The sequence below is a fragment of the Pseudomonas sp. YL2 genome, assembly GCF_023063025.1.
Taxonomy (GTDB): Bacteria; Pseudomonadota; Gammaproteobacteria; order Pseudomonadales; family Pseudomonadaceae; genus Aquipseudomonas; species Aquipseudomonas putida_A.
Window position 1 is genome coordinate 30,260 of record NZ_JAJSLU010000018.1, and the last position, 25,122, is coordinate 55,381.

Below are 25,122 nucleotides of genomic sequence, written 5' to 3' on the forward strand. Positions count from 1 at the left end.
TGCCGCTGCAACATCAGATCGGCTTCTCTGTCCCTGGAGAAGCCCTGCGCTTCACACAGCGCGCGTTACAAATGAATCAACCCAATCGAATGTTCAGGCTCTGAGCGTCGCCCGTGCGGGCTGCGCTGATCAGTTGTTGCCGTGAACTTGTGTTCAGCGGGTTGAGCCAGGTTACCACCGTATGGCTACGACCCAGGCGCAGTGCTTCGCAGGCCAGTTGCTGAGTGCTTTGCGCGCCACGAGGTTGCAACAGCAGAATGCGTTCACGGTTCAGGCCGGCCTCTCGTAGCCAGGTTTGGGTCAGGCTGGCTGGAGGGGCGATCAGTGTCAGCCATCGTGCATCCTGATCCTCGCTCAGTTCGCGAAGGATCGGGGCCAGCAGGTTCAGGCAGTTCCCGGCCGCACCGCGCAGTGACAGCTCACTGAATACTTCCGGTTCGGCAATCCATGGGCGCTCGACCACATCTTTCAGGATCGGTGCCATCGGTTGTGCCAGAAACGCTTCGAATAGAGGCAGTTGTGTTTGCTGGGGTGTGTGTGGGAACTGCATAAAGCCTCCTTTAGCGGCGGATTACGCCGACACTCAAGCCTTCGATCACCAGTTCCTGATCTTTCAGGTCGACTTCGATAGGGGCGAACTCAGGGTTTTCGGCAATCAGCCAGACTTTGCTGCCTTCGCGCTTGAAGCGCTTGACCGTCACTTCATCGCCGATCCGTGCAACCACCACCTGGCCATTGCGTGCTTCGCGGGTGGTGTGAACCGCCAGCAGGTCACCGTCGAAAATGCCGATGTCCTTCATGCTCATGCCGTGTACGCGCAACAGGTAATCGGCCCGTGGGTGAAAGAACGCAGGATTGATGTTGCAGGACTCTTCGATGTGCTGCTGGGCGAGGATCGGTGCGCCGGCAGCGACCCGGCCAATGATCGGCAGGGTAGAGTCGTCAGCCTTGGCTTCGAAACCGGGGATGCGAATGCCGCGGGAGGCGCCCGGGGTCATTTCGATTGCACCTTTGCGGGCGAGGGCCTTGAGGTGTTCTTCCGCCGCGTTGGGCGACTTGAAACCCAGTTCCTGAGCGATTTCCGCGCGGGTTGGCGGGTAGCCGTTGTCTTCGAGGCAGCGTTTGATAAAGGCCAGAATCTCGGCTTGGCGTGTCGTCAGCTTTAGCATATTGATCGCTCTGTCTTTTTATACAGTGACTGGGATTATATACAGTGAAGCGGTCTTGGCAATGCCCGTTTTTTTGCAGCCCGCCGGACGGTCGGTTGCCGTGCTTATTAATGCGCCGGTCGAGTGTGGTTAAATAGCTGACCGACCATTCCCAAAACGAACTGGCAGGCTTGACAAGGCTTGGGCTGAAACGTATGTTTCAAACAAGTGTTTGTCAGGCGGAGTAGCCATGGCCCAGTCGGAAACCGTTGAACGCATTCTTGATGCTGCCGAGCAGTTGTTCGCGGAGAAAGGTTTCGCTGAAACCTCATTGCGTTTGATCACCAGCAAGGCCGGGGTAAACCTGGCGGCGGTGAATTATCATTTCGGCTCCAAGAAAGCGCTGATCCAGGCGGTTTTCTCGCGCTTCCTCGGGCCGTTCTGCATCAGCCTCGATAAAGAGCTGGAGCGTCGCCAGGCCAAGCCTGAAAACAAGCCGACCCTTGAAGAGTTGCTGGAAATCCTCGTCGAGCAAGCGCTCGTGGTGCAGCCACGCAGCGGTAACGACCTGTCGATCTTCATGCGTTTGCTCGGTTTGGCGTTCAGCCAGAGCCAGGGTCACCTGCGTCGTTATCTGGAAGACATGTACGGTAAGGTGTTCCGCCGCTACATGCTGTTGGTCAACGAAGCGGCTCCGCGCATCCCGCCAATCGAGCTGTTCTGGCGCGTGCACTTCATGCTCGGCGCTGCGGCGTTCAGCATGTCCGGGATCAAGGCCTTGCGCGCGATTGCCGAGACCGATTTCGGCGTCAACACCTCGATCGAACAGGTGATGCGTCTGATGGTGCCGTTCCTTGCCGCCGGCATGCGTGCCGAAACCGGTGTCACCGACCCGGCGATGGCGACTGCGCAGCTTCGCCCGCGCAGCAAATCGACTCCGGTGGCCGCCAAGGTTTAACCGCACACGGGTGGGCGCGGCTGCTTGTATCCGCTAAGCTAGCCGCCCATGCCGACTTTCGTTCTGAACCCGATCTCCATAGAAATTATTGGCCTGCCGAGCATTGCTCACGGTAGCGATTTCTGGCGGATCGGGTTTTTCGTTTTCAAGGAATCTCTATGACTGCTGGCCTGCAAGGCTCGTTGATGGTGGACGTCGCCGGTACCTGGCTGACGGCCGAAGATCGCCAATTGTTGCGCCAGCCCGAAGTGGGCGGCCTGATCATTTTCGCGCGCAACATCGAGCACCCGCGCCAAGTGCGCGAGCTGAGTGCTGCGATCCGCGCCATTCGCCCGGATCTGCTGCTGGCGGTCGACCAGGAGGGCGGCCGGGTGCAGCGTCTGCGTCAGGGCTTCGTGCGCCTGCCCGCGATGCGTGCCATCGCCGACAACCCGAACGCCGAATACCTCGCCGAACAATGCGGCTGGATCATGGCCACCGAAGTGCTGGCGGTCGGCCTCGACCTGAGTTTCGCCCCGGTGCTGGATCTGGATTACCAGCGCAGCGCCGTGGTCGGCACTCGTTCGTTCGAAGGGGATCCCGAGCGCGCAGCGTTGCTCGCCGGCGCCTTCATCCGCGGCATGAACAGCGCGGGCATGGCCGCTACCGGCAAGCATTTCCCCGGTCACGGTTGGGCCGAAGCCGACTCCCACGTCGCGATCCCGAATGACGAGCGCAGTCTCGACGAGATCCGCGCCAACGACCTCGTACCGTTCGCCAGACTCAGCAAGCAACTCGCTGCGGTCATGCCGGCGCACGTCATCTATCCGCAAGTCGATTCGCAGCCGGCTGGGTTCTCCCGTCGCTGGTTGCAGGACATCCTGCGCGGCGAGTTGCAGTTTGACGGCGTGATCTTCAGCGACGACCTTTCGATGGCCGGCGCCCACGTGGTCGGCGACGCTGCCAGCCGGATCGAAGCCGCGTTGACTGCCGGTTGCGACATGGGCCTGGTGTGCAATGACCGCGCTGCGGCCGAACTGGCCCTGAGTGCTGCGCAACGGATGAAGGTCAAGCCGTCCGCACGCATTGCGCGGATGCGCGGGCAGGCGTTCGCCAGCACCGACTACCGTCAGGATCCGCGCTGGCTCACCGCCATCGGCGCGCTCAAAGACGCTCAACTGATCGATTAAGGATTTTTGCTATGACGGTTTACGCAATCATCGGTGGCACCGGCCTGACCCAGCTCGAAGGCCTGAGCATTCGTCAGTCGTTGGCGGTGGATACGCCTTACGGTTCGCCGTCGGCTGAAGTGCAGATCGGGGAGTATGCCGGCAAGGAAGTGCTGTTCCTCGCCCGTCACGGCCATCCCCATCGTTTCCCGCCGCACAAGGTCAACTACCGCGCCAACCTGTGGGCGCTGAAGCAGGCCGGCGCCGAGGCGATCATCGCGGTCAACGCGGTAGGCGGGATCCATCCGGCCATGGGTACCGGACATTTCTGTGTGCCACACCAGATCGTCGATTACACCAGCGGTCGCGAACACACGTTTTTCGCCGATGATCTGGAGCACGTCACCCACATCGATTTCAGCTTCCCTTACAGCGAGTCGCTGCGTCAGCAACTGATCGCCGCGCTGGCTGCCGAAGGTTGCGAATACAGCGATCAGGGCGTGTATGCCTGCACCCAGGGCCCGCGTCTGGAAACCGTGGCCGAGATTGTGCGTCTGGAGCGCGATGGCTGCGACATCGTCGGCATGACCGGCATGCCGGAAGCGGCACTGGCCCGTGAGCTGGATCTGGATTACGCCTGCCTGGCGCTGGTGGTGAATCCGGCGGCGGGCAAGACCACGGCGGTGATCACCATGGCCGAGATCGAGCAGGCGCTGCATGACGGGATGGGCAAGGTGAAATCGACGTTGGCGCGGGTGTTGGCCAGTTAAGGACTGTCCATGAGCAGTTTCATCGAGCGGCTTAAAGGGCTGGCATGGACTCACGCATTCAGTAGCAAGGCGTTGGCCAAGGCCCGCGCTTATGCTGCCGATGATCGGGTAGAGATCATCGAGATCGATGACAGGAAAATCGAGGCGTTCTGCGTCGGTTCGGAAACACAGGCGTATGAACAAAGCATCTACCTGTCCGATGATCGCCTGGGATCGGTTAATTTGCGTTGCTTATGCACCTGCCCCGTCGCGATTGATTGCAAACACTGCGCGGCGGTGCTCTATCACCTGCAGGGCATTGACGACGATACGTCCGAAAGTGACGCACAGATCCCCTTGGGTCGGGCGCTGGAGCATTGGCTTTCGACAGTCCCCGTCCCGGCCAGGCCCGTCGACGAAGGGGCGCAAACCGCGGGCACGCGCCTGTTTTACAAACTCAAACCCACGTCTGCGAACGGCAAGTGGCTGCTCGATATTTTCAAGGTCTATCAGCTCAAGAGCGGCGAGTTACGCGAAGTAAAACCGATGTATTCGCTGTCGGACATGCTCATGCGTCAGTCCGGTTATCTGTCCGAACTGGATCTGCGCGTTGCCAGGCTGTTGGTCGCCATGCATTCCCATCACGCCTATTACAGCGGCTATCCGCTGGAAGGCAGCAGTGGCGCGGAACTGCTGGAAATGCTCCTGCGCACCTCGCGCCTGTTCCTCGACTTCGAAAACTTGCAGGCACTGACGCCGGGCGCGAAACGCATGGGTCTGTTCTCTTGGGCCGAGCAGGCCGACGGTGGGTTCCGCGCCCAATGGAGCAGTGCCGAGGCTGCGCAGGAAACCGTGCTGGCGCTGGAGCCGCTTTATTACATCGATCGTGAGCAGCGACAGGTTGGCCCTCTGTTCAGTGAGTTGGAAGAAAAACTGGCCTGCCATTTGACCCTCGCCCCAGACATCCCGGCGCGTCAGGCGATGCAGTTCAGCCATCGCATGAGCGCGATGACCAAAATCCCGCCGCCGCACAAGCTCACCGAACGAATCATCGATGACGTGCTTCCGCAGCCGCAACTGACCTTGGTCAGCGGCCGGGAGCGTTCGCGCTGGGAATACGTTCTGGAGCACCGCGCCGCTCTGGTGTTTACCTACAACGGTCATCCGGCGGTGGATCGTCATCCGGAAGTGATGATCCTCAATGGCACTGAAACCCAGCGCATTCGACGCCAGCCTGCGATGGAAAAGAAGCTGCGCCAGAGCCTGCAAAAGCACGGCTTCAAAAAAGCCACGCGCAAGAGCGCTATGGATCGTCTCGGCGAGATGTTCACCTTGCCGGATGATTCCGCCTGGCTCGGATTCATGCATGAAGGGCTTGCCACACTGCGCGCCGCGGACTGGGAAATCGAAATCAGTCCCGGCTTCCATTTCGATGTGCAGCCGGTTGAACACTGGTACGCGGAGGTCGAAGAAGAGGCCGGGCATCAATGGTTTGATCTGCAACTGGGCATCGTCGTCAATGGCAAGCGCTACAGCTTGTTGCCGATCCTTCTACATCTGTTGCGCACCCAGCCACGTTTGCTCGACCCGGTGAATCTGGCGCAACGCAGCGACGACGAAAAACTCCTGATCGAACTCAAGCCCAGCGGTTTTGGCGACCCGGCAGGCGCCAAGGTGGCGTTGCCGCTGAGTCGGGTCAAACCGCTGATGGCGACGCTGGGCGAGCTGTACCTGGGCGGACATCAGGGCGATGCGCTGCGCTTGACTGCTCCAGACGCCGCGCGCCTGAGTATGCTCGATGGCATGCCACTGGAATGGCAGGGCGGCGAACGCCTGCGCACTTTTGCCAAGCGGCTGCACAATTCCAGACACACCCATATTGCTGCGCCGGCCGGCCTTAATGCGCAACTGCGCCCATATCAGCTCGAAGGCCTTGGCTGGATGCAGACTCTGCGGGAGCTGGAGGTCGGCGGCATTCTTGGCGATGACATGGGCTTGGGCAAAACCCTGCAGACCCTGGCGCATCTGCTCACGGAAAAGCACGCCGGTCGCCTCGATTGCCCGGCACTGGCGGTGATGCCGACCAGCCTGATTCCCAACTGGCTCGACGAGGCCCAGCGCTTCACGCCTCAGTTGAAGGTCCTGGCGCTGCATGGGGCCGGGCGGCAAAAAGACTTCGCCAATCTCGCCGAATACGACTTGGTGCTGACCACTTACGCCTTGCTGCCCAGGGATCTTGAAACGTTGCGGCCGCAGTCGTGGAGCGTGCTGATTCTCGACGAAGCGCAGAACATCAAGAACCCGCTGAGCAAAGCGGCGCAGGCCGCACGTGACTTGCAGGCCCGTCAGCGCTTGTGTCTGAGCGGCACGCCACTGGAAAACCATCTCGGCGAGCTGTGGTCGCAGTTTCATTTCCTCATGCCTGGCTGGCTGGGCGACAGCAAATCCTTCAACCGCGATTACCGCACACCGATCGAGAAGCATGGCAATGTCCAGCGCATGCAGCACCTGACGGCGCGCATCAAGCCGTTTCTGCTGCGTCGCAAGAAAGATCAGGTCGCCACTGAGCTGCCGCCGAAAACCGAAATCATCCATTGGGTTGAACTCAGCGACGGCCAGCGCGACGTCTATGAAACGGTGCGCGTGGCGATGGACAAAAAAGTGCGCGACGAAATTGCCCGCAGTGGTGTAGCGCGCAGTCAAATCATCATTCTTGATGCCTTGCTCAAGCTGCGTCAGGTCTGCTGCGATCTGCGCTTGATCAACATGCCTCTCACGGCGAAGGCATTGCGCTCGGGCAGCGGCAAGCTGATCAGCCTGATGGAGATGCTCGAAGAGTTGCTCGGCGAAGGTCGGCGCATCCTGCTGTTCTCCCAGTTCACCTCGATGCTGGCGCTGATCGAGCAGGAGTTGCAGCAGCGCGCTATCGGTTATTCGTTGCTGACTGGCGACACCACCGACCGGCGCACGCCAGTCAAGAATTTCCAGGGCGGCAAGGTGCCGTTGTTCCTCATCAGCCTCAAGGCTGGCGGTACTGGTCTGAACCTGACGGCTGCGGACACGGTGATCCACTTCGACCCGTGGTGGAATCCGGCAGTGGAGAATCAGGCAACTGATCGCGCTTATCGTATCGGGCAGAACAATCCGGTGTTTGTTTACAAGTTGATTGCCAAAGGTACTGTGGAGGAAAAAATCCAGGCGCTGCAGCAGGAGAAGGCTGCGCTGGCCGGGGCGGTGCTTGAAGGTGGTACGACGGGTGGATTCAAACTGGAACAGAGTGATATCGAAGCGCTGTTTGCGCCGTTGCCCGCTTCCAGGCAGTAAGCTTCAGTTTGAACCTTCAACTGAGGTGATCCGTTCGCGAGCAGGCTCGCTCCCACAAGGGGAAATGCGATCCAACTGTGGGAGCGGGCTTGCTCGCGAAAGCTATCTAGCAAACACTGCACATCTCAACGCTTGTCGAACTTGTCCGGCAACGGCGCAAACAGCGCTTCAATATCATCGCTCTGCAGTTTCCAGTCCCCGGCCTTGCGCCCATCCAGCACGCCTGCCGCCAGGTCGGATTTTTCCTTCTGCAGGTGCTGAATCTTCTCTTCCACCGTGCCGCGGGCAATCATCTTGTAGACGAACACCGGCTTCTCCTGGCCGATTCGATAGGCGCGGTCGGTTGCCTGGTTCTCGGTTGCCGGGTTCCACCACGGATCGTAATGGATCACCGTGTCCGCTTCGGTCAGGTTCAGGCCGACGCCGCCGGCCTTCAGGCTGATCAGAAAAATCTGACGTTTGCCGCTCTGGAATTCCTTCACCGGCGTGCGCCGATCGCGGGTCTGGCCAGTCAACAAGGCGTAGGCCACGTTGCGTTTCTTCAGTTCGTCCTCGATCAGTGACAGCATCGAGGTGAACTGCGAGAACAATAGAATCCGCCGACCTTCTTCGAACAACTCTTCGAGCATTTCCATCAGGCTGTCGAGCTTGCCCGAGCTGCTGCCTCGGGCGGGCAGGGTGGCGTCGTTGACCAGGCGCAGATCGCAGCAGACCTGACGCAGCTTGAGCAGGGCTTCAAGAATGATGATCTGGCTGCGCGCCACGCCTTTGCGAGTGATCTCGTCGCGTACTTTCTTGTCCATCGCCAGGCGCATGGTTTCGTACACGTCGCGCTGCGCCTCATTGAGATCGACCCAGTGGATGATCTCGGTTTTAGGCGGCAGTTCGGTGGCCACCTGTTCCTTGGTGCGGCGCAGCAGAAACGGTTTTATCCGCCCATTGAGGTGCTGCAGCCTGACTTCGCTGGCGCGCTTTTCGATCGGCACGCGGTAGTCGGCATTGAAGCTTTTGACATCGCCCAACCAGCCCGGCAGCAAAAAGTGGAACAACGACCACAACTCGCCGAGGTGGTTTTCCAGCGGTGTGCCACTCAGGCACAGGCGCTGGCGCGCGTTGAGTTCGCGAGCGGCTTGCGCGGCCTTGCTGTTAGGGTTCTTGATGTACTGCGCTTCGTCGAGCACCAGAACGTGCAGCGGCTGTTGTGCCAGCCGTTCGACGTCCTTGGGCAGCAGTGCATAGGTGGTCAGGATCAGGTCGAAGTCGGCCAGATGCTCGAAATGCTTTTTGCGGCCGGCACCGTACAGCGCGACCACTTTCAGTTGCGGCGTGAAGTGCGCGGCTTCGTCGAGCCAGTTCGGGATCAGGCTGGTGGGCATCACCACCATGCACGGTCGATCCAGACGCCCGGCGTTTTTCTCACTGAGAATATGCGCCAGGGTCTGTAAGGTTTTACCCAGACCCATGTCGTCCGCCAGAATCCCGCCGACCTCAAGCTGACGCAGGGACTGCATCCAGCTCAAGCCTTCGAGCTGATAGGGACGCAACGTCGCGTTCAAGCCTTCCGGCGCTTTCGCGCTGTAGTCGCGAATGTCGCGCAGGCGTTGGGCGAAACTGCGAATCTGTTCGCCACCCTCCCACAGCAGGGGAATGCCTTCCAGCGAGTTGAGCCGCGTGGCATCTGCCTTGCTCAAGCGCAGGGTAGTTTCGCCCGGTTCCTGCAAGTAGAACTCGCCCAGCGTCGCCAATACCGGTTTCAGTCGGCCGAGGGGCAGCGCCACTTGCAGCGGCCCGTGCTCACTGTTGCGTTGCGGCACATTGACCAGAATCAGCTCGTCATCGCGGCGCCGCGCCAGGCGTTCCGGGTTGAGGATTTCCGTGTGCGAGCGCATCAGATTGAGCAGGATCGGCAGCAGGCTCAGGCGCTCACCATTGACGATGATCCCCAATTCCAGATCGAACCAGTCGCGTTCGGGCGCCTGTTCGACGGTGGCGTACCAGTCGTCGACGGCGGTCAGGTCGAAACCGAATTCCTCGTCAATCTGCAATTCCCAACCTTGGGTGCGCAGCTTCGGCAGTTCGTTGAGGGTAAACGTCAGCCAGGCGCTGTCGTTGACCATCTCGTACAGCTCACCGGCGCTTTCCGGCAGCGCTTTGCTCTGGCGCGTGGCGATACGGAAGCCGAGGATTCTTAACTGTTCGCGGTAGGACTGTTCCACTTCCGGATGGCGTTTTATACGCAGGGTCTGGGTTTCCTGGCGAATCAGAATGTCGCTGTTTTTCTGCCCGCTGACGTACTCATCCAGATAGCTGAACGACAGCGCCGCCCGATGCTGGATATAGCGCTGCATCTTGCCGTTGCGCGGTTCGAATGCACTGAACTCGACACTCGCCAGCCACAGGCGCGGCAGCGGTTGCACGTTGTCCACCAGCACTTGCGGCGGCGCTTTGGGGTTACGGTTCTCCAATACGGCCTGGAGTTTTTCCAGCAGTTCGGCGTCTTTCGCTGCGGCAGGGTATTCGAGGGTTTCCTGCACTTGCAGGAGTACTGCGGCGCAGTGTTTGCAGTTATTGCGCACCGGGCAGGTGCAGGTGGCGTCAACCAGCAACAGGGTGTCTTTGGCTGACTCGCGCAAGTGAATGGTCTGACGGTAGACGTTACCGCCAGAGCCTTCGCAACTGGCGGTGATGGTCGCATCGCCCACCTGCGCGATGCGTACCCGGTTCTCCAGGGCGTAGCGGCGGCCACGCTCCAGGCTCTGTTCCTTGAATCGGCTGACCCAGGAGGGTGCCAACGGTTTACTCAGGGGCGGGGACATAAGGACTTCGATCAGTCCGGAATCGCTTCAGGGGCTTGCCGTGGGGCGGGCGCCGTCAGGGATGTGATCTTGATCAGCAGCGCCAGGTGGCCGTTGTCGAGATAGTTGAGCTGGCCGTTTTTGGTGTGGCTGTCCTGTTTCAGGTGTTCGCTGGCAGTGACCATGCCGTTGGCGTCGATCTGGTTGACCCAGAAGTCGGCGTTCACGTCGGTAAAGCGCCCGAGTTTCATTTCCAGCGTGCCCTCGATCGGGAACTGGCCGAACTGTTCCTTGCCGTCGCTGACTGCCACCTTGGTCGGCGCTTCGCCGAGGGTCTGCTGCCAGGCCTTGTGCATCAGCACACTGTAATCACCGCTGGCGCTGAGTTTGCTGGCAACGTCGCCGAGCGCAGGTGTGCGCAGGCTGTCATCACCCAGGCGTTGAGCGCCGGCGGCCCAGTCTTCCGGGGCGGCGCGGCTGACGATAGCCGGCACGGCGTTCTGGCGCACCAGAATCATTTCGACCTGATACAGGTCATCGGCGAAAACCGAAGGGGCTACCAAGGCAAGTAGCAAAGTCAGTGAGCGAAACAGGCGCATGCGGCGTCCTTCAAACAGTTTTCGGGAGGAGGCGCTCGAACAGCGCCTCTACAGTATTAAAGCGCTCTTCCGGGCGTTCCATCGGCACCTGGAACTTGAACATCGTGGCGCCTTCGAATTTGTAGCGTTTTGGTTGAGTCTGGATCAGTTTGATCAAGGTCATCGGGTCGACCGGCGTCTGCGCGGCGAACTCGATGCGTCCACCCTGCGGGCCACCGTCGACTTTCTTGATGCCCAGCTGTTCGGCCTGCAACTTCAGCGCAGTGATGCGCACCAGATTCTTGGTTGGTTCAGGCAGCAGGCCGAAACGATCGATCATCTCCACTTGCAGATCCTTCAGGCCTTCCTCGTCGGTGGCCGAAGCGATGCGCTTGTACAGAATCAGGCGGGCGTGAACGTCCGGCAGATAATCTTCCGGAATCAGCGCCGGCACCCGCAGGTTGACCTCCGGGCCTCCGCCGAGCGGTTGATCGAGGTTCGGCTGTTCGCCCTTGCGGATCGACTTCACCGCGCGCTCGAGCATTTCCATGTACAGCGTGAAGCCCACGGCCTGAATCTGCCCACTCTGGCCGTCGCCCAGCAGTTCGCCGGCGCCACGGATTTCCAGGTCGTTGGTCGCCAGCACGAAACCGGCGCCCAGATCCTGGGTGTTGGCAATCGCTTCCAGACGCTTTTCCGCATCGGAAGTGATTTGCTGGCGCGGCGGGGTTAGCAGGTACGCGTAAGCCTGGTGGTGACTGCGGCCGACACGTCCGCGCAACTGGTGCAATTGCGCCAGGCCGAACTTGTCGGCGCGCTCGATGATGATGGTGTTGGCGCTCGGCACGTCGATGCCGGTCTCGATGATGGTCGAGGCAATCAGCACGTTGAAGCGCTTGTGATAGAAGTCGCTCATCACCTGTTCGAGTTCGCGTTCGCGCATCTGCCCGTGGCCGATGCCGATCCGCGCTTCCGGCACCAGTTCGGCGAGATCCGCCGCGCATTTCTCGATGGTCTTCACGTCGTTGTGCAGGTAGTAAACCTGCCCACCGCGCAGCAGTTCACGCAGCAGGGCCTCTTTGACCGTGCTCTTGTTCTGCTCCATGACGAAGGTGCGCACCGACAGGCGTCGCGCCGGCGGCGTGGCGATGATCGACAGATCACGCATGCCCGATACCGCCATGTTCAGCGTGCGCGGAATCGGCGTGGCGGTCAGCGTCAGAATGTCGACTTCGCTGCGCAGGGCCTTGAGCTGTTCTTTCTGACGGACACCGAAGCGGTGCTCTTCGTCGATGATCACCAGCCCAAGGTTTTTGATTTTCACGTCGTCGGACAGCAGCTTGTGCGTGCCGATGACGATGTCGATCTTGCCTTCCGCCAGATCGGCGATCGCCGCGTTGACTTCCTTGGCCGATTTGAAGCGGCTCATCACTTCCACGGTCACTGGCCAGTCGGCGAAGCGGTCGCGGAAGCTGTTGTAGTGCTGCTGGGCGAGCAGGGTGGTCGGCACCAGAATCGCTACCTGGCGCCCGCCGTGCACGGCAATAAACGCGGCGCGCATCGCCACTTCGGTCTTGCCGAAACCGACGTCGCCGCAGACCAGACGATCCATCGGCTTTGGCGCGAGCATGTCTTCGCGCACCGCTTCGATGGTCGCTTGCTGGTCCGGCGTTTCTTCGAACGGGAAACCGGCGCTGAAGGTCGCGTAATCGGCTTTCGGGTCGGCAAACGCGTAGCCTTCGCGGGCGGCACGACGGGCATAGATGTCGAGCAGCTCAGCGGCGACATCGCGCACCTGTTCGGCGGCTTTGCGCTTGGCTTTCTGCCAGGTCTCGGAGCCGAGGCGGTGCAGCGGCGCCAGTGAGTCATCGCTGCCGGTGTAACGCGCGATCAGATGCAGGTTGGCCACCGGCACATAGAGCTTGGCGTTCTCCGCATATTCCAGAGTGAGGAATTCTGCAGCCTGGTTGTCGATTTCCAGAATCGTCAGGCCCAGATAACGCCCGACACCGTGATCGATGTGCACCACCGGCGCGCCTTCGCGCAGTTCGGTAAGGTTTTTGATCACTGCATCGTTGTTGGCGTCGGCGCGTTTTTCCCGGCGACGACGCTGCATGACGCGCTGACCGAACAACGGGCTCTCCGCCACCAGCGCCAGCGCCGGGTCATCGAGCATCAAGCCTTCGTCGAGCGGCGCGATGGTGATCGCCAGCCGATCCTTGCTCGAAACGAAGTCCGGCCAGCTGTCGACGGTTTTCGGCCGCAGCTTCAGCCGTTCCAGCAGCTCCAGCAGGACTTCACGCCGGCCCGCGGATTCGGCGGTGAACAGCACGCGTCCGGGGAATTCGTCGAGGAATGTCGAGAGCGCCGCCAGTGGTTGTGTGGCCTTGGCTTCGATCGCCAGGTTGGGCAGTGCCTGCGCCGGGAAGCGCTCGCGACCGGCGCCGGATTCGACGTCCTGCTGACTGGCGACGACCCGTGGCCAGCTCTTGAGGCGGGCGAAGCAGTCTTCCACCGGCAGGAACAATTCCGCAGGCGGCAATAGAGGGCGCGATGGATCGACGCGGCGCTCTTCGTAGCGATTGCGCACGTCGTTCCAGAAGTTTTCTGCCGCTTGTTCGATACCCGGCAGCGAGAACACTTGAGTGTCCTGCGGCAGGTAATCGAACAGTGTCGAGGTTTCGTCGAAGAACAGCGGCAGGTAGTACTCGATACCGGCCGGGGTGATGCCGCTGCTCAAGTCCTGGAAGATCGGGCAGCGTCGGAAGTCGACATCGAAACGCTCGCGAAAGCGCGCCTTGAAGCGGGTGACCGCATCTTTCTGCAGCGGGAACTCTCGGGCCGGCAGCAGCTTGACCGAATCGACCTTGTCGATGGAGCGCTGGTTTTCCGGATCGAAGGTGCGCAGGGTTTCGATTTCGTCGTCGAACAGGTCGATGCGATAGGGCAGTTTGCTGCCCATCGGGAACAGGTCGATCAGCGCGCCGCGCACGGTGAACTCGCCGTGCTCGTAGACCGTATCGACGTAGCGATAGCCGCTGGCCTCAAGGCGCGAGCGCATCTGTTCGACATCGAGCTTCTGCCCGACATCCAGCACCAGGCTGCTGCCGAGCAGAAACTTGGTCGGCGCCAGGCGGTGCAGGGCGGTGGTGATCGGCACCACCAGCACGCCATGCGCCAGTTCCGGCAGTCTATAAAGGCTGGCGATACGCTGGGAGATGATGTCCTGGTGCGGCGAGAACAGATCGTACGGCAGGGTTTCCCAGTCGGGGAAATGCAGCACGGGCAAATCCGGGGCGAAGAAACTCAGCTCCTGTTCCAGCCGTTCGGCACTCTGGCTGTCGGCGGTCAGTAGCAGGGTGAAGCGCTTGGCAGCGCTGGCAGCCTCGGCAATCGCCAGGCTGAGGGCAGCACCGGGCAGGTTGCCCCAATGCTGTTTACCTGCCGCGGCAGGGAGAAGCGGTAGACGCAGAACGGGCACGGAAGGTTGAGCTCCAGGCTTTGCGACAAAGTCGGTAATTGTAGCGGCGTCCGGTGCCGGCTGTCAGTTGCAGACTGCGTCTATCTTCACGGTTTGCGCAAAATGTAGTGGTAACCATAAAAACGAGCACTTTTTTAGTGGTTATGTAGTGCCGAAATCGACTGGTGTTACGGAGGGTTACAGACATCGTCTAACAGTCGTCGAAAAATTGACTGCGCTGGAAGCCCCGGTTTTACTGGGCTGGCGCGGGGCGTAATTTTTTTGAACGGAATTTTGTTACCGATTGCGCGACAAGCGCGCATTGCTACAAGAGGTTCTCGGCGGCATAATGTAGCCCCTTTTTTCTGCCCCTACATGTGGAAGGTTCCCGTGACTCAGAAGCCCGACCAGTGTCTTGGTGAATGGATCGACCGTGAAGCACTCGCAGAAGCGATGATTCCGCTTATCGGTCAGCTCTACCGCAATAACAACGTGGTGAGCTCGATCTATGGCCGCAGCCTGATCAACCAGTCTGTCATCGCGATTCTCAAAGCTCACCGCTTTGCTCGCCACCGTTCCTCCGACGATAGCGAACTCTCCGTCCACGAAACATTCCCTCTGCTGAAAGCCATGAGCGAGCTCAAGCTCGGCGCGGCTTCGGTAGACCTGGGCAAGTTGGCGTTCAAATTCCGCAGCGAAGGCAATGGCCGCAGCGCCGAGCAGTTCGTGCGTGAAGAACTGGCTGACGTGGTTGGTCAGCAAAACGCTTCGGCCCGCAAAGGCACTGACGTTGTGCTGTACGGCTTCGGTCGTATCGGCCGTCTGCTGGCGCGCATCCTGATCGAGAAAACCGGTGGTGGCGACGGTCTGCGTCTGCGTGCCATCGTCGTGCGCAAAGGCGCCGAAAACGACCTGACCAAGCGCGCCAGCCTGCTGCGTCGCGATTCGGTACACGGTCCGTTCAACGGCACCATCGTCATCGACGAAGAAAACAACACCATCACCGCCAACGGTAACCTGATCCAGGTGATCTACGCGAAGAACCCGACCGAGGTGGATTACACCCAGTACGGCATCAAAGACGCGCTGCTGGTGGACAACACCGGTGTATGGCGTGACGCCGATGGCCTGGGTCAGCACCTGCAATGCCCGGGTGTCGCTCGCGTTGTTCTGACCGCGCCTGGCAAAGGCAAGCTGAAGAACATCGTTCACGGTATCAACCACAACGAAATCACCGCTGACGACAAGATCGTGTCCGCCGCTTCCTGCACCACCAACGCCATCGTGCCGGTGCTGAAGGCTGTGAATGACAAGTTCGGCATCATCAACGGTCACGTCGAAACCGTTCACTCGTACACCAACGACCAGAACCTGATCGACAACTTCCACAAGGGCGATCGCCGTGGCCGTTCCGCCGCGCTGAACATGGTCATCACCGAAACCGGTGCTGCCACCGCTGCTGCCAAGGCTCTGCCTGAGCTGGCAGGCAAGCTGACCGGTAACGCGATCCGCGTTCCGACGCCAAACGTATCGATGGCCATTCTCAACCTGAACCTTGAGAAAGCCGCCAGCCGTGAAGAGATGAACGAGTACCTGCGCTACATGGCGCTGCACTCCGATCTGCACAAGCAAATCGACTTCGTCAACTCGCAGGAAGTGGTGTCCACTGACTTCGTGGGTTCGCGTCACGCCGGTGTGGTCGACGCTGAAGCGACCATCGTTCAGGACAACCGCGTTGTGCTGTACGTCTGGTACGACAACGAGTTCGGCTACAGCTGCCAGGTGGTTCGCGTGATGGAAGACATGGCCGGTGTAAACCCGCCAGCGTTCCCGCGCTAAGCCTTCGCTGCAAATGAAAACGCCCCGACTTAGGTCGGGGCGGGTTTTTATGCCTGCTGGAACTTTTTTGGCTGTTCCGGCCTCTTCGGGAGCAAGCCCCCTCCCACAGGTTTGGCGGTTTTCACACAATCATGTTGGCACCACCGGACCTTGTGGGAGGGGGCTTGCTCCCGAAGGCGTTTTATCGGGCGCCACCTGCCACGGCCGCTTGCGCAGTCCGCAGCTCATGCTTATTGCCACGGAACAGCACCAGCGTCGCAATCAACCCCAGCACCGCCGCACCGCTGAGCCAGATCCCCGGCGCAGCCTTGTTGTCCAGCACGTGGATCAGATAAGTACAGGCTGCCGGCGTGAAGCCACCAAAGGTCGCCGTCGCCAGGCTATAGGCCAGCGAGAATCCGGTGGTGCGCACTTCCACCGGCATGATTTCGGTCAGCGCCACCACCATTGCGCCGTTGTACGAGCCGTACAGGAACGACAGCCACAGTTCGACGATCAGCAGATGACTGAAACTCGGGTTCGCCACCAGCCACGACAGCGCCGGGTAAGCGGTGAGGATCGCCAGAATCGTCGCCGCCAGCAGTAGGGGTTTGCGCCCGATCTTGTCGGACACCGCGCCCATCACCGGCAGCCAGAAGAAGTTCGACAGACCGATGCACACGGTCACCAGCAGCGCGTCGAAATCCGACAGATGCAGTTCAGCCTTGCCGAAGGTCGGGGTGTAGGCGGTGATCAGGTAGAACGAAACCGTGGTCATCACCACCAGCGCCATGCCGGCGATGACGATGCCAAAGTTCTGACCGATCGAGCGGACGATTTCCCGCAGGGTAGGGCGATGTTTGCGCGCCTGGAATTCCGGAGTTTCCTCCAGCGAACGACGAATGACGAAGATCACCGGAACGATCATGCAGCCGATCAGGAACGGCACACGCCAGCCCCAGTCACCCATCTGTTCCGGGCTTAGCCAGTGATTGAGGCCCACCCCGAGCAGGCCGGCAAACACCACCGCCGCTTGCTGGCTGGCGGACTGCCAACTGACGAAAAAGCCCTTGCGGCCCGGCGTGGCGATTTCCGCCAGATACACCGAAACACCGCCCAACTCGACGCCGGCCGAGAAGCCTTGCAGCAAGCGACCGAACAGCACGATCAACGGCGCTGCGACACCCAGAGTGGCATAGCCCGGCACGCAGGCGATCAGGATCGTACCGGCGGCCATCAACGCAAGGGTAATGATCAGGCCCTGGCGACGACCGTGACGGTCAATGTAGGCACCAAGGAAGATCGCGCCCAGTGGACGCATCAGGAAACCGGCACCGAAGGTGGCCAGGGACAGCATCAGGGAAGCGAAGGCGCTGTCGGCCGGGAAGAAGGTTTTGGCGATGGCCGTGGCGTAGAAGCCATAGACCATAAAGTCGAACATCTCGAGAAAATTGCCGCTGACAACGCGAAAAATCGCTTTGCCTTTGCCCGTGGTCGAGGACATTTTCAGTTACTCATTATTGGTTTCTTATGACGCGTTGCATCCGTTGGGGAGCGTGCGGGCCTTTGATCCATAATGGCCGGCGCGCTTTTATGGGGAGATGAAGAATTGTTCACTGGACGGTGGGTTTGGCTTGTGAGTGTGACGGTTGTCCTCGCTGCCTGTGGCAACGGTGAGTCCATGGAAAGCTTTGGGGGGCCGACCATGGGCAGCACGTATTCGATCAAGTACGTGCGGCACTCGGGTATTGCCGAACCGGCGCAAGTTCGCCGGGAAGTGGAGGCTATCCTCGCGAAAGTGGATCGGCAGATGTCGACCTATCGCAATGACTCCGACATCGAACGTTTCAATGCCTTGCCAGCGAACAGCTGTCAGACCATGCCGGCTGCCGTGCTCGAATTGGTCCGTGTCGGCGAGCAGCTGTCGGAGCAAAGCGAAGGTTCCTACGACCTGACTGTCGAACCGCTGATGAACCTGTGGGGGTTCGGCCCGCAAGGGCGTGAAGAGACAGTCCCCGACTCCGCCGCGCTGGCCGAAACCCTGCAGCGAGTCGGCTACCGCCATTTGCATATCGACGGCGACCGCTTGTGCAAGGACGCCGCTGTCGAAGTCGACTTCAACAGCATCGCCGCCGGTTACGCGGTCGACACCATCGCCGCCAGGCTCGAGTCGATGGGCATCCATGACTATCTCGCCGAAGCCACCGGTGAGCTAAAGGCCAAGGGCAAGAAGCTTGATGGCTCATCCTGGCGTATTGCGCTGGAAGAGCCGCGAGACGATCAACAGGTGGCCGAACGGATCATTCAGGTCGACGGCTACGGGGTTTCCACCTCCGGTGATTACCGTAACTATTTCCTGCAAGGTGGTCGGCGTTATTCCCACACCTTCGATGCGCGGAGCGGGGCGCCGGTCCTACACAACCTGGCGTCAGTCACGGTGATTCATCCTTCAGCGTTGATGGCCGATGGATTATCGACGCTGTTGCTGATTCTCGGGCCTGAACGGGCTTGGGACTATGCCGAAAAACATGACATTGGTGCATTCTTCGTGATTCGTGCCGATACAGGTTTTGTAATCCGCACCAGTGCGGCTTTCGAACGCCTCAGTGGCGCAAAAGTTGACTGAAAACAGTACGAAAGCTGGCGTTGTAGTGCAGGCAAAAGTAGCCTACGACGCGACCAAGGGTTAATGTGCGCGGCGTTGACGCTTCTATAGACTGTGTCCGGGTTCTTGACTGACCCCCAATTGTTCCTTCGCGCCACGATTCGGCGTGATTTAGCCGCCGGTGCTGCTGGCACCGCGGCCTGTTCTGAGGAGTACGCATGGCTGTCTACAACTACGACGTGGTGGTGTTGGGTTCCGGCCCGGCGGGAGAAGGCGCGGCAATGAACGCCGCCAAAGCAGGGCGCAAGGTGGCGATGGTCGACAGCCGTCGCCAGGTCGGCGGTAACTGCACCCACCTGGGAACCATCCCGTCCAAGGCCCTGCGTCACTCGGTGCGGCAGATCATGCAGTTCAACACCAACCCGATGTTCCGGGCGATCGGCGAGCCACGCTGGTTCTCCTTCCCGGACGTGTTGAAAAGCGCCGAGAAAGTCATTTCCAAACAAGTCGCTTCGCGCACTGGCTACTACGCTCGTAACCGCGTCGACGTGTTCTTCGGCACCGGCAGCTTCGCCGACGAGCAAACCATCGAAGTGGTCTGCGCCAACGGCGTGGTCGAGAAGCTGGTGGCCAAGCACATCATCATCGCCACCGGTTCGCGTCCTTATCGCCCGGCGGACATCGATTTCAATCACCCGCGTATCTACGATAGCGATACCATCCTCAGCCTCGGCCACACCCCGCGCAAACTCATCGTTTACGGTGCCGGTGTGATCGGTTGCGAATACGCCTCGATCTTCAGCGGTCTGGGGGTACTGGTTGAACTGGTGGACAACCGCGGTCAGTTGCTGAGCTTCCTCGACTCGGAAATCTCCCAGGCGTTGAGCTATCACTTCAGCAACAACAACATTACCGTGCGCCACAACGAAGATTACGATCGCGTTGAAGGCGTGGACAATGGCGTGATCCTGCACCTGAAGTCCGGCAAGAAGATCAAGGCCGACGCCTTGCTCTGGTGCAACGGCCGTACCGGTAACACCGACCAGCTCGGTCTGGAAAACATCGGGGTCAAGGTCAACAGCCGTGGCCAGATCGAAGTCGACGAGGCCTACCGCACCTGCGTGCCGAACATCTATGGCGCTGGCGACGTGATCGGCTGGCCGAGCCTGGCCAGTGCCGCCCACGACCAGGGTCGTTCGGCTGCCGGCAGCATCGTCGATAACGGTAGCTGGCGCTTTGTGAATGACGTGCCGACCGGCATCTACACCATTCCGGAGATCAGCTCGATCGGCAAGAACGAGCAGGAGCTGACCCAGGCCAAGGTGCCGTACGAAGTCGGCAAGGCGTTCTTCAAGAGCATGGCGCGTGCGCAGATCGCCGGCGAGCCGCAAGGCATGCTGAAGATCCTGTTCCACCGTGAAACCCTGGAAGTGCTGGGTGTTCACTGCTTCGGTTATCAGGCGTCGGAGATCGTGCACATCGGTCAGGCGATCATGAGCCAGCCGGGCGAGTTGAACACCCTGAAGTATTTCGTCAACACCACGTTCAACTACCCGACCATGGCCGAAGCCTATCGGGTAGCGGCGTACGACGGCCTCAACCGGCTTTTTTGACGGGCTCCGGCCGGTGGCCTGAGCCGGCCGGGGAGACCGATTTCAGCAATTCTCAAGGGTGGCAGTGGCCAAACCGGGAAAGTCTGTAATCAGGCTGTCAACGCCGAAGTCGGCGAGCCTGCGCATCAGCGCAGGCTCGTTGACAGTCCACACCGACACATGCAGCCCCTGACGCTGCGCCTTCTGCAGGCGTTCCGGCGTACACAGCGTCCAGTTCAGAGCCAGAATCTCACAGCCATAGCTGGCCGCGACCTTTAGCGGGTCGAGCCAGGCGTATTCGGCCACCAGTCCACGCGACACGTCCGGTACCAGGTCCAGCGCCGCTTTCAGCACTTCCCGTGAGCTCGAAGTGATGGTGACCTTGTTCAGCAGGCCATGACGCTGGGCCATTTCGCGAATCGCCAGTACGGTAGTCGCGGCGCGGGTGCGTGAAGCGCTTTTGACTTCCAGTTGCCAGTGCTCGAAATCACATTTTTCGAACAGCTCTTCCAGAGTCGGAATCGGGCACGGCTTGATCCAGCCCGGGCCGCCCTTGCGCGCGTCGTAGGTCACCAGTTCGGCGGCGGTGTGCTCGACCACCTTGCCGCGCCGGTCGGTGGTGCGCTTGAGGGTCGGGTCGTGGATCACCATCAGCTCGCCGTCCTTGGACAGGTGCAGATCCAGTTCGCAACGGCGTACGCCGTGCTTGAGACATTCCTGAAAACTGGTCAGGGTATTTTCCGGTGCTTCGCCCTTGGCGCCGCGGTGGCCGTAGAGGAGGGTCACGGTGCTTCCTTAATTAAATGCCTGATTCGTTCTGTTCACGGGCCAGGCGTCGTTCCTGGGCCTGTTTCTGCAAGATATAACGGGCGAGCAACTGGCGCTGGGCGTCGGTCAAGTGTTCGAACTCGGTGCCGACGTCGTAGCCGTCGCCCTTGCGATCGCAATGAGTGACTCGGGCGCGCAGCAGCAGGCCCAGTGCCTGCGGCATCAGCACCAGTTTCACCGACAGGTGCGCGCCAGTGGCAATCGGGGTCGGGTGCTGAAAGTCGATCCCGCCTTCGGAGATGATCACCGGTTGTGGCTCGCCGATATGGCCGAGCACGGTCAGGGCGACCACCTGGCTGAGCAGGTCGATGCGTTTGTTCTGGGATTTGAGAAACGCGGCGATCGCCCGGTCGCGCTCGCTGATCTGGCGTAACAGGTGCTGCGACTCGAATTCGCTCAGGTGCAGTTCGCTGAGCAGGTTGAACAGCGGGGAAGCATCCTGCAACACTTCCTGGCCTGCGGCTTCGGGAGCGGACAGGGGCCGAATTTCCAGTGCGATCATGTCCTCGATACGGTAGTATTCGCGGCGATCTTCTTCATCTAATGTCGACATGGCGAACCCATGGTAGCGGCGGTGGTCTGAGTGTAAAGCTGGTTATCGACCCCCGCCACAAGGACGTTCCTTTTCCCTCCGAACAAGCCCCGACATGTTCAGACCTCTCTTCGTATTTATCGGCACGCGTTATACCCGTGCAAAGCGTCGCAATCATTTTGTGTCATTCATTTCCCTGACTTCGATGATCGGGCTCGCCCTCGGCGTGATCGTGATGATCGTGGTGCTTTCGGTGATGAACGGCTTCGATCATGAGATGCGCACCCGCGTGTTGGGCATGGTGCCCCACGCGACTCTTGAAACCGGCGAGCCGATCAACGATTGGCAGAGCCTGGCCGCCAAGGTCAAACGCAACCCTGAGGTGACGGCGGTTGCGCCGTTCACCCAGATGCAGGGTTTGCTGACCAACAACGGCCAGGTGTCCAAGGTGTTGCTCAACGCCATCGACCCCGCGCTCGAGCGCAATGTGTCGATCATCGACAACTTCATGAAGCAGGGCAAACTCGACGATTTGACGCCGGGCAGCTTCGGCATCGTCATCGGCGACAAGGCCGCGACCAAGCTCGGCGTGGGCCTCGGTGACAAGGTCACCTTCGTCGCGCCGGAGGTCAGCGTGACCCCGGCCGGGATGTTCCCGCGCATGAAGCGTTTCACCGTGGTCGGCATTTTTCATGTCGGCGCCGGTGAGCTGGACGGCTATCTGGGCGTCACCAACCTGCAGGATCTGGCGAAGATGCACCGCTGGAAACCTGATCAGGTGCAGGGCATCCGGTTGAAGTTCGATGATCTGTTCCAGGCGCCGCGCGTGGCCTGGACCATCGCCCAGCAGCTGGGCGAAGACCATTACTACGCCCGCGACTGGACCCGTACCCACGGCAACCTGTATCAAGCGATCCGCATGGAAAAAGCCATGATCGGTCTGCTGTTGCTGCTGATCGTCGCGGTGGCTGCGTTCAACATCATTTCCACGCTGGTAATGGTGGTAAATGACAAGAAGAGCGACATCGCCATTCTGCGCACCCTCGGCGCTACGCCGGGGACGATCATGCGCACGTTCATGGTGCAGGGCACCGTGATCGGCGTGGTCGGTACGGCGATTGGTGCGGTGCTCGGTATTCTCGCTGCGCTCAACGTCAGTGCGGCGATTTCCGCCCTCGAAGGGCTGATCGGCCACAAGTTCCTCAACGCCGATGTGTATTTCATTGATTACCTGCCGTCGCAGGTGCAGAGCCAGGACGTGGTCATGGTCTGCGCTGCTGCGTTGGTCCTGAGTTTCCTCGCCACCCTGTATCCCGCCTGGCGTGCTGCGCGCACCCAGCCGGCGGAGGCGCTACGTTATGAGTGAGTCGGGCATGAGTGATAAAGCAATCTTGAGCTGCCGCAACCTGGGCAAATCCTACGAGGAAGGCCCGGAGTCGGTGCAAGTGTTGGCCGGTCTGCAACTGGAGTTGCACCCTGGCGAGCGTGTCGCGATCGTTGGCAAATCCGGTTCGGGCAAAAGTACTTTGCTCAATCTGCTGGGCGGTCTCGACACGCCGACTGAAGGCAGCGTCTGGCTCGACGGCGAAGAACTGTCGGCGCTGAGCGAGAAGAAGCGTGGCCTGCTGCGTAACCGTGCCTTGGGGTTCGTGTACCAGTTCCACCACTTGCTGCCGGAATTCACCGCGCTGGAAAACGTCTGCATGCCGCTGCTGATCGGCAAGACCGCGATCCCGCAAGCACGTCAGCGCGCTACCGCGTTGCTGGAGCGGGTGGGGCTGGGCCATCGTCTGGAGCACAAACCGGCCGAGCTGTCCGGTGGCGAGCGCCAGCGTGTGGCCATCGCCCGTGCGCTGGTGAACAATCCAGGCCTGGTGATGCTCGACGAGCCAACCGGCAACCTTGATTCGCACACCGCCGAAGGCATCCAGGACTTGATGCTGGAACTCAGCACTTCAATGCGCACGGCGTTCCTGGTGGTGACTCACGACATGAACCTGGCCCGCCAGATGGACCGCGTCCTTCAATTGCAGGAAGGCTGCCTGACTCCAATCGCTTGAGAGCTACTGCGCTCGGAAATACTGCGTTAAAAACAGGCTCGGAATGCTCATTTACAGCCAGTAGACTCCGCTTCCTCGCCTGTTTTTGCCTTGTCTTTCCTTCGCTCGCTACGCTCTCAAGCGATTGGCCGCTTTTTTAAGCTTGATTTTTTATACGGTGCCCCAGCGAATGTTCAGACCGTTATCGATCTTTATCGGCACGCGCTATACCCGCGCCAAGCGCCGCAATCGCTTTGTTTCGTTCATCTCGATGACTTCGATGATCGGGCTCGCCCTCGGCGTGCTGGCGATGATCGTGGTGCTGTCGGTGATGAACGGCTTCCAGCGTGAAATGAGCTCGCGCATCCTCGGCATGGTGCCGCACGCGACCATCGTTGGCGTCAAGCCGATCGATGACTGGCAGCCGGTCGCCGCCGCCGCGCTGAAAAATCCTGAAGTGACCGCCGCCGTGCCGTTCACCGAGATGGAAGGCATGCTGTCCTACAAGGGTTTGATGCAGCCGATTCAGATCAGCGGCGTCGATCCGGCCCAGGAAGGCAAGGTGTCGATCGTGGCCCAGCACATTGTGCAGGGGCGTCTGGATGACCTGAAGCCGGGCGAGTTCGGCGTGGTGATCGGTGAAATCACCGCGCGCCGCTTCCGCCTCAATGTCGGCGACAAGATCACCTTGATCGTCCCGGAGGTCAGTACCGCACCGGGTGGCATTACCCCGCGCATGCAGCGCCTGAACGTGGTCGGTGTGTTCAAGGTCGGCGCTGAACTGGACGGCTCGATGGGGCTGATCCACGTGGCCGATGCCGCGACCATGCAGCACTGGCAGCCGAATCAAGTGCAGAGCGTGCGCCTGGCGGTGAAGGATCTGTACGCCGCGCCGAAAGTCTCCTCGGACATCGCCGCAGGCCTCGGTGCCGAGTTCAAGGCTGACGATTGGACTCACACCCAGGGCAGTCTGTTCAGCGCGATGAAAATGGAAAAAACCATGATCGGCCTGCTGTTGCTGATGATCGTTGCGGTGGCGGCGTTCAACATCATCGCCACGTTGATCATGGTGGTGAACGACAAGGGCGCGGACATCGCGATCCTGCGCACCATCGGCGCCACGCCACGGCAGATCATGGCGATCTTCATGGTGCAGGGCACGGTGATCGGCATTGTCGGCACACTGATTGGCGGCGTGCTCGGCGTGATCGCGGCGCTGAATGTCAGCGAGATGGTAGGCTGGGTTGAGCGCGTTACCGGGCAGCACATCTTCAGTTCCGACGTGTACTTCGTCAGTAACCTGCCTTCGGAATTGCAGGGCGGGGATGTGCTGTTGATCTGCTCGGCGGGGTTTGTTCTGAGCTTCCTGGCGACGGTGTATCCGGCGTTGCGGGCAGCGAAGATCGAGCCGGCGCATGCGCTGAGATATTCGTAAGCGCCAATACCGTCTTCGCGGGCAGGGTCGCCCCCCCCGGGGAATGCCTTCCAAATGGGGGGGGGGGCCCGCGCGCGGGGGGGGGGGGCCCCTCGGCCTCACTCTCCCTTGGG

Annotated in this window: 18 protein-coding genes; 10 read left to right on the top strand and 8 right to left on the bottom strand. The window is 60.5% G+C overall.

Going from position 1 to position 25,122, the window contains the following annotated elements:
- Positions 1-76: 76 nt before the first annotated feature.
- Together sulA and lexA are read right to left on the bottom strand one after the other, a co-directional pair.
- Positions 77-550: an SOS-induced cell division inhibitor SulA gene (sulA, locus tag LVD08_RS22195; RefSeq protein WP_247269268.1), complete on the bottom strand. Its 474-nt coding sequence runs from the start codon at positions 548-550 to the stop codon at positions 77-79.
- A gap of 10 nt (positions 551-560) precedes the next feature.
- Positions 561-1,169 (bottom strand): transcriptional repressor LexA, encoded by a 609-nt coding sequence (gene lexA / locus LVD08_RS22200; RefSeq protein ID WP_247269269.1) that lies wholly within the window; start codon positions 1,167-1,169, stop codon positions 561-563.
- A gap of 229 nt (positions 1,170-1,398) precedes the next feature.
- On the opposite strand from lexA, the gene LVD08_RS22205 reads away from it, so the two are divergent.
- The 4 genes from LVD08_RS22205 (at position 1,399) to LVD08_RS22220 (ending at position 7,327) form a co-directional block, all read left to right on the top strand.
- A complete protein-coding gene (locus LVD08_RS22205; RefSeq protein WP_007961819.1) occupies positions 1,399-2,106 on the top strand; it encodes a TetR/AcrR family transcriptional regulator in 708 nt (235 codons plus the stop codon).
- Between the two features lie 158 nt (positions 2,107-2,264).
- Positions 2,265-3,275, top strand: coding sequence for a beta-N-acetylhexosaminidase (nagZ, locus tag LVD08_RS22210; protein ID WP_247269270.1), 1,011 nt, complete (start codon positions 2,265-2,267; stop codon positions 3,273-3,275).
- 11 nt (positions 3,276-3,286) lie between these two features.
- Positions 3,287-4,024, top strand: a complete 738-nt coding sequence (locus LVD08_RS22215; protein ID WP_247269271.1) for an S-methyl-5'-thioinosine phosphorylase — start codon at positions 3,287-3,289, stop codon at positions 4,022-4,024.
- A gap of 9 nt (positions 4,025-4,033) precedes the next feature.
- Entirely contained in the window at positions 4,034-7,327 is a 3,294-nt protein-coding gene (locus LVD08_RS22220) for a DEAD/DEAH box helicase (protein ID WP_247269272.1), read from the top strand.
- A 125-nt stretch (positions 7,328-7,452) separates the two neighbouring features.
- Here LVD08_RS22220 and LVD08_RS22225 read toward each other — a convergent pair whose 3' ends face one another.
- The 3 genes from LVD08_RS22225 to mfd are packed head-to-tail and all read right to left on the bottom strand — an operon-like array spanning position 7,453 to position 14,181.
- Positions 7,453-10,143, bottom strand: coding sequence for a DEAD/DEAH box helicase (locus LVD08_RS22225; RefSeq protein WP_247269273.1), 2,691 nt, complete (start codon positions 10,141-10,143; stop codon positions 7,453-7,455).
- Positions 10,144-10,154: 11 nt separating this feature from the next.
- Entirely contained in the window at positions 10,155-10,721 is a 567-nt protein-coding gene (locus LVD08_RS22230) for a CsiV family protein (RefSeq protein ID WP_027611454.1), read from the bottom strand.
- Positions 10,722-10,731: 10 nt separating this feature from the next.
- Positions 10,732-14,181, bottom strand: coding sequence for a transcription-repair coupling factor (gene mfd, locus LVD08_RS22235; protein WP_096797171.1), 3,450 nt, complete (start codon positions 14,179-14,181; stop codon positions 10,732-10,734).
- A 354-nt stretch (positions 14,182-14,535) separates the two neighbouring features.
- Between mfd and LVD08_RS22240 the strand changes: the two genes are divergently transcribed.
- A complete protein-coding gene (locus tag LVD08_RS22240; RefSeq protein WP_003226583.1) occupies positions 14,536-15,999 on the top strand; it encodes a glyceraldehyde-3-phosphate dehydrogenase in 1,464 nt (487 codons plus the stop codon).
- Between the two features lie 181 nt (positions 16,000-16,180).
- Here LVD08_RS22240 and tcuC read toward each other — a convergent pair whose 3' ends face one another.
- Entirely contained in the window at positions 16,181-17,482 is a 1,302-nt protein-coding gene (gene tcuC, locus LVD08_RS22245) for an MFS transporter (protein ID WP_096797170.1), read from the bottom strand.
- A gap of 72 nt (positions 17,483-17,554) precedes the next feature.
- Here tcuC and LVD08_RS22250 point away from each other — a divergent pair, with 72 nt between their 5' ends.
- Together LVD08_RS22250 and sthA are read left to right on the top strand one after the other, a co-directional pair.
- On the top strand, positions 17,555-18,604 hold the full coding sequence (locus tag LVD08_RS22250) for an FAD:protein FMN transferase (RefSeq protein WP_247269274.1): 1,050 nt from the start codon (positions 17,555-17,557) through the stop codon (positions 18,602-18,604).
- A 197-nt stretch (positions 18,605-18,801) separates the two neighbouring features.
- Positions 18,802-20,196: a Si-specific NAD(P)(+) transhydrogenase gene (gene sthA, locus LVD08_RS22255; RefSeq protein WP_003226580.1), complete on the top strand. Its 1,395-nt coding sequence runs from the start codon at positions 18,802-18,804 to the stop codon at positions 20,194-20,196.
- A 42-nt stretch (positions 20,197-20,238) separates the two neighbouring features.
- Here sthA and LVD08_RS22260 read toward each other — a convergent pair whose 3' ends face one another.
- Positions 20,239-20,961 (bottom strand): glycerophosphodiester phosphodiesterase, encoded by a 723-nt coding sequence (locus tag LVD08_RS22260; RefSeq protein WP_247269275.1) that lies wholly within the window; start codon positions 20,959-20,961, stop codon positions 20,239-20,241.
- A gap of 13 nt (positions 20,962-20,974) precedes the next feature.
- Complete coding sequence (locus LVD08_RS22265) at positions 20,975-21,556, bottom strand: PilZ domain-containing protein (RefSeq protein ID WP_007968195.1); 582 nt, start codon at positions 21,554-21,556, stop codon at positions 20,975-20,977.
- Positions 21,557-21,650: 94 nt separating this feature from the next.
- Here LVD08_RS22265 and LVD08_RS22270 point away from each other — a divergent pair, with 94 nt between their 5' ends.
- From LVD08_RS22270 to LVD08_RS22280, 3 genes are all read left to right on the top strand, one after another.
- On the top strand, positions 21,651-22,901 hold the full coding sequence (locus LVD08_RS22270; RefSeq protein ID WP_041068963.1) for a lipoprotein-releasing ABC transporter permease subunit: 1,251 nt from the start codon (positions 21,651-21,653) through the stop codon (positions 22,899-22,901).
- Positions 22,902-22,908: 7 nt separating this feature from the next.
- Positions 22,909-23,595, top strand: coding sequence for a lipoprotein-releasing ABC transporter ATP-binding protein LolD (gene lolD / locus LVD08_RS22275; protein WP_167734160.1), 687 nt, complete (start codon positions 22,909-22,911; stop codon positions 23,593-23,595).
- A 169-nt stretch (positions 23,596-23,764) separates the two neighbouring features.
- Entirely contained in the window at positions 23,765-25,009 is a 1,245-nt protein-coding gene (locus tag LVD08_RS22280; RefSeq protein WP_096797167.1) for a lipoprotein-releasing ABC transporter permease subunit, read from the top strand.
- The last annotated feature ends 113 nt before the right edge of the window (positions 25,010-25,122 follow it).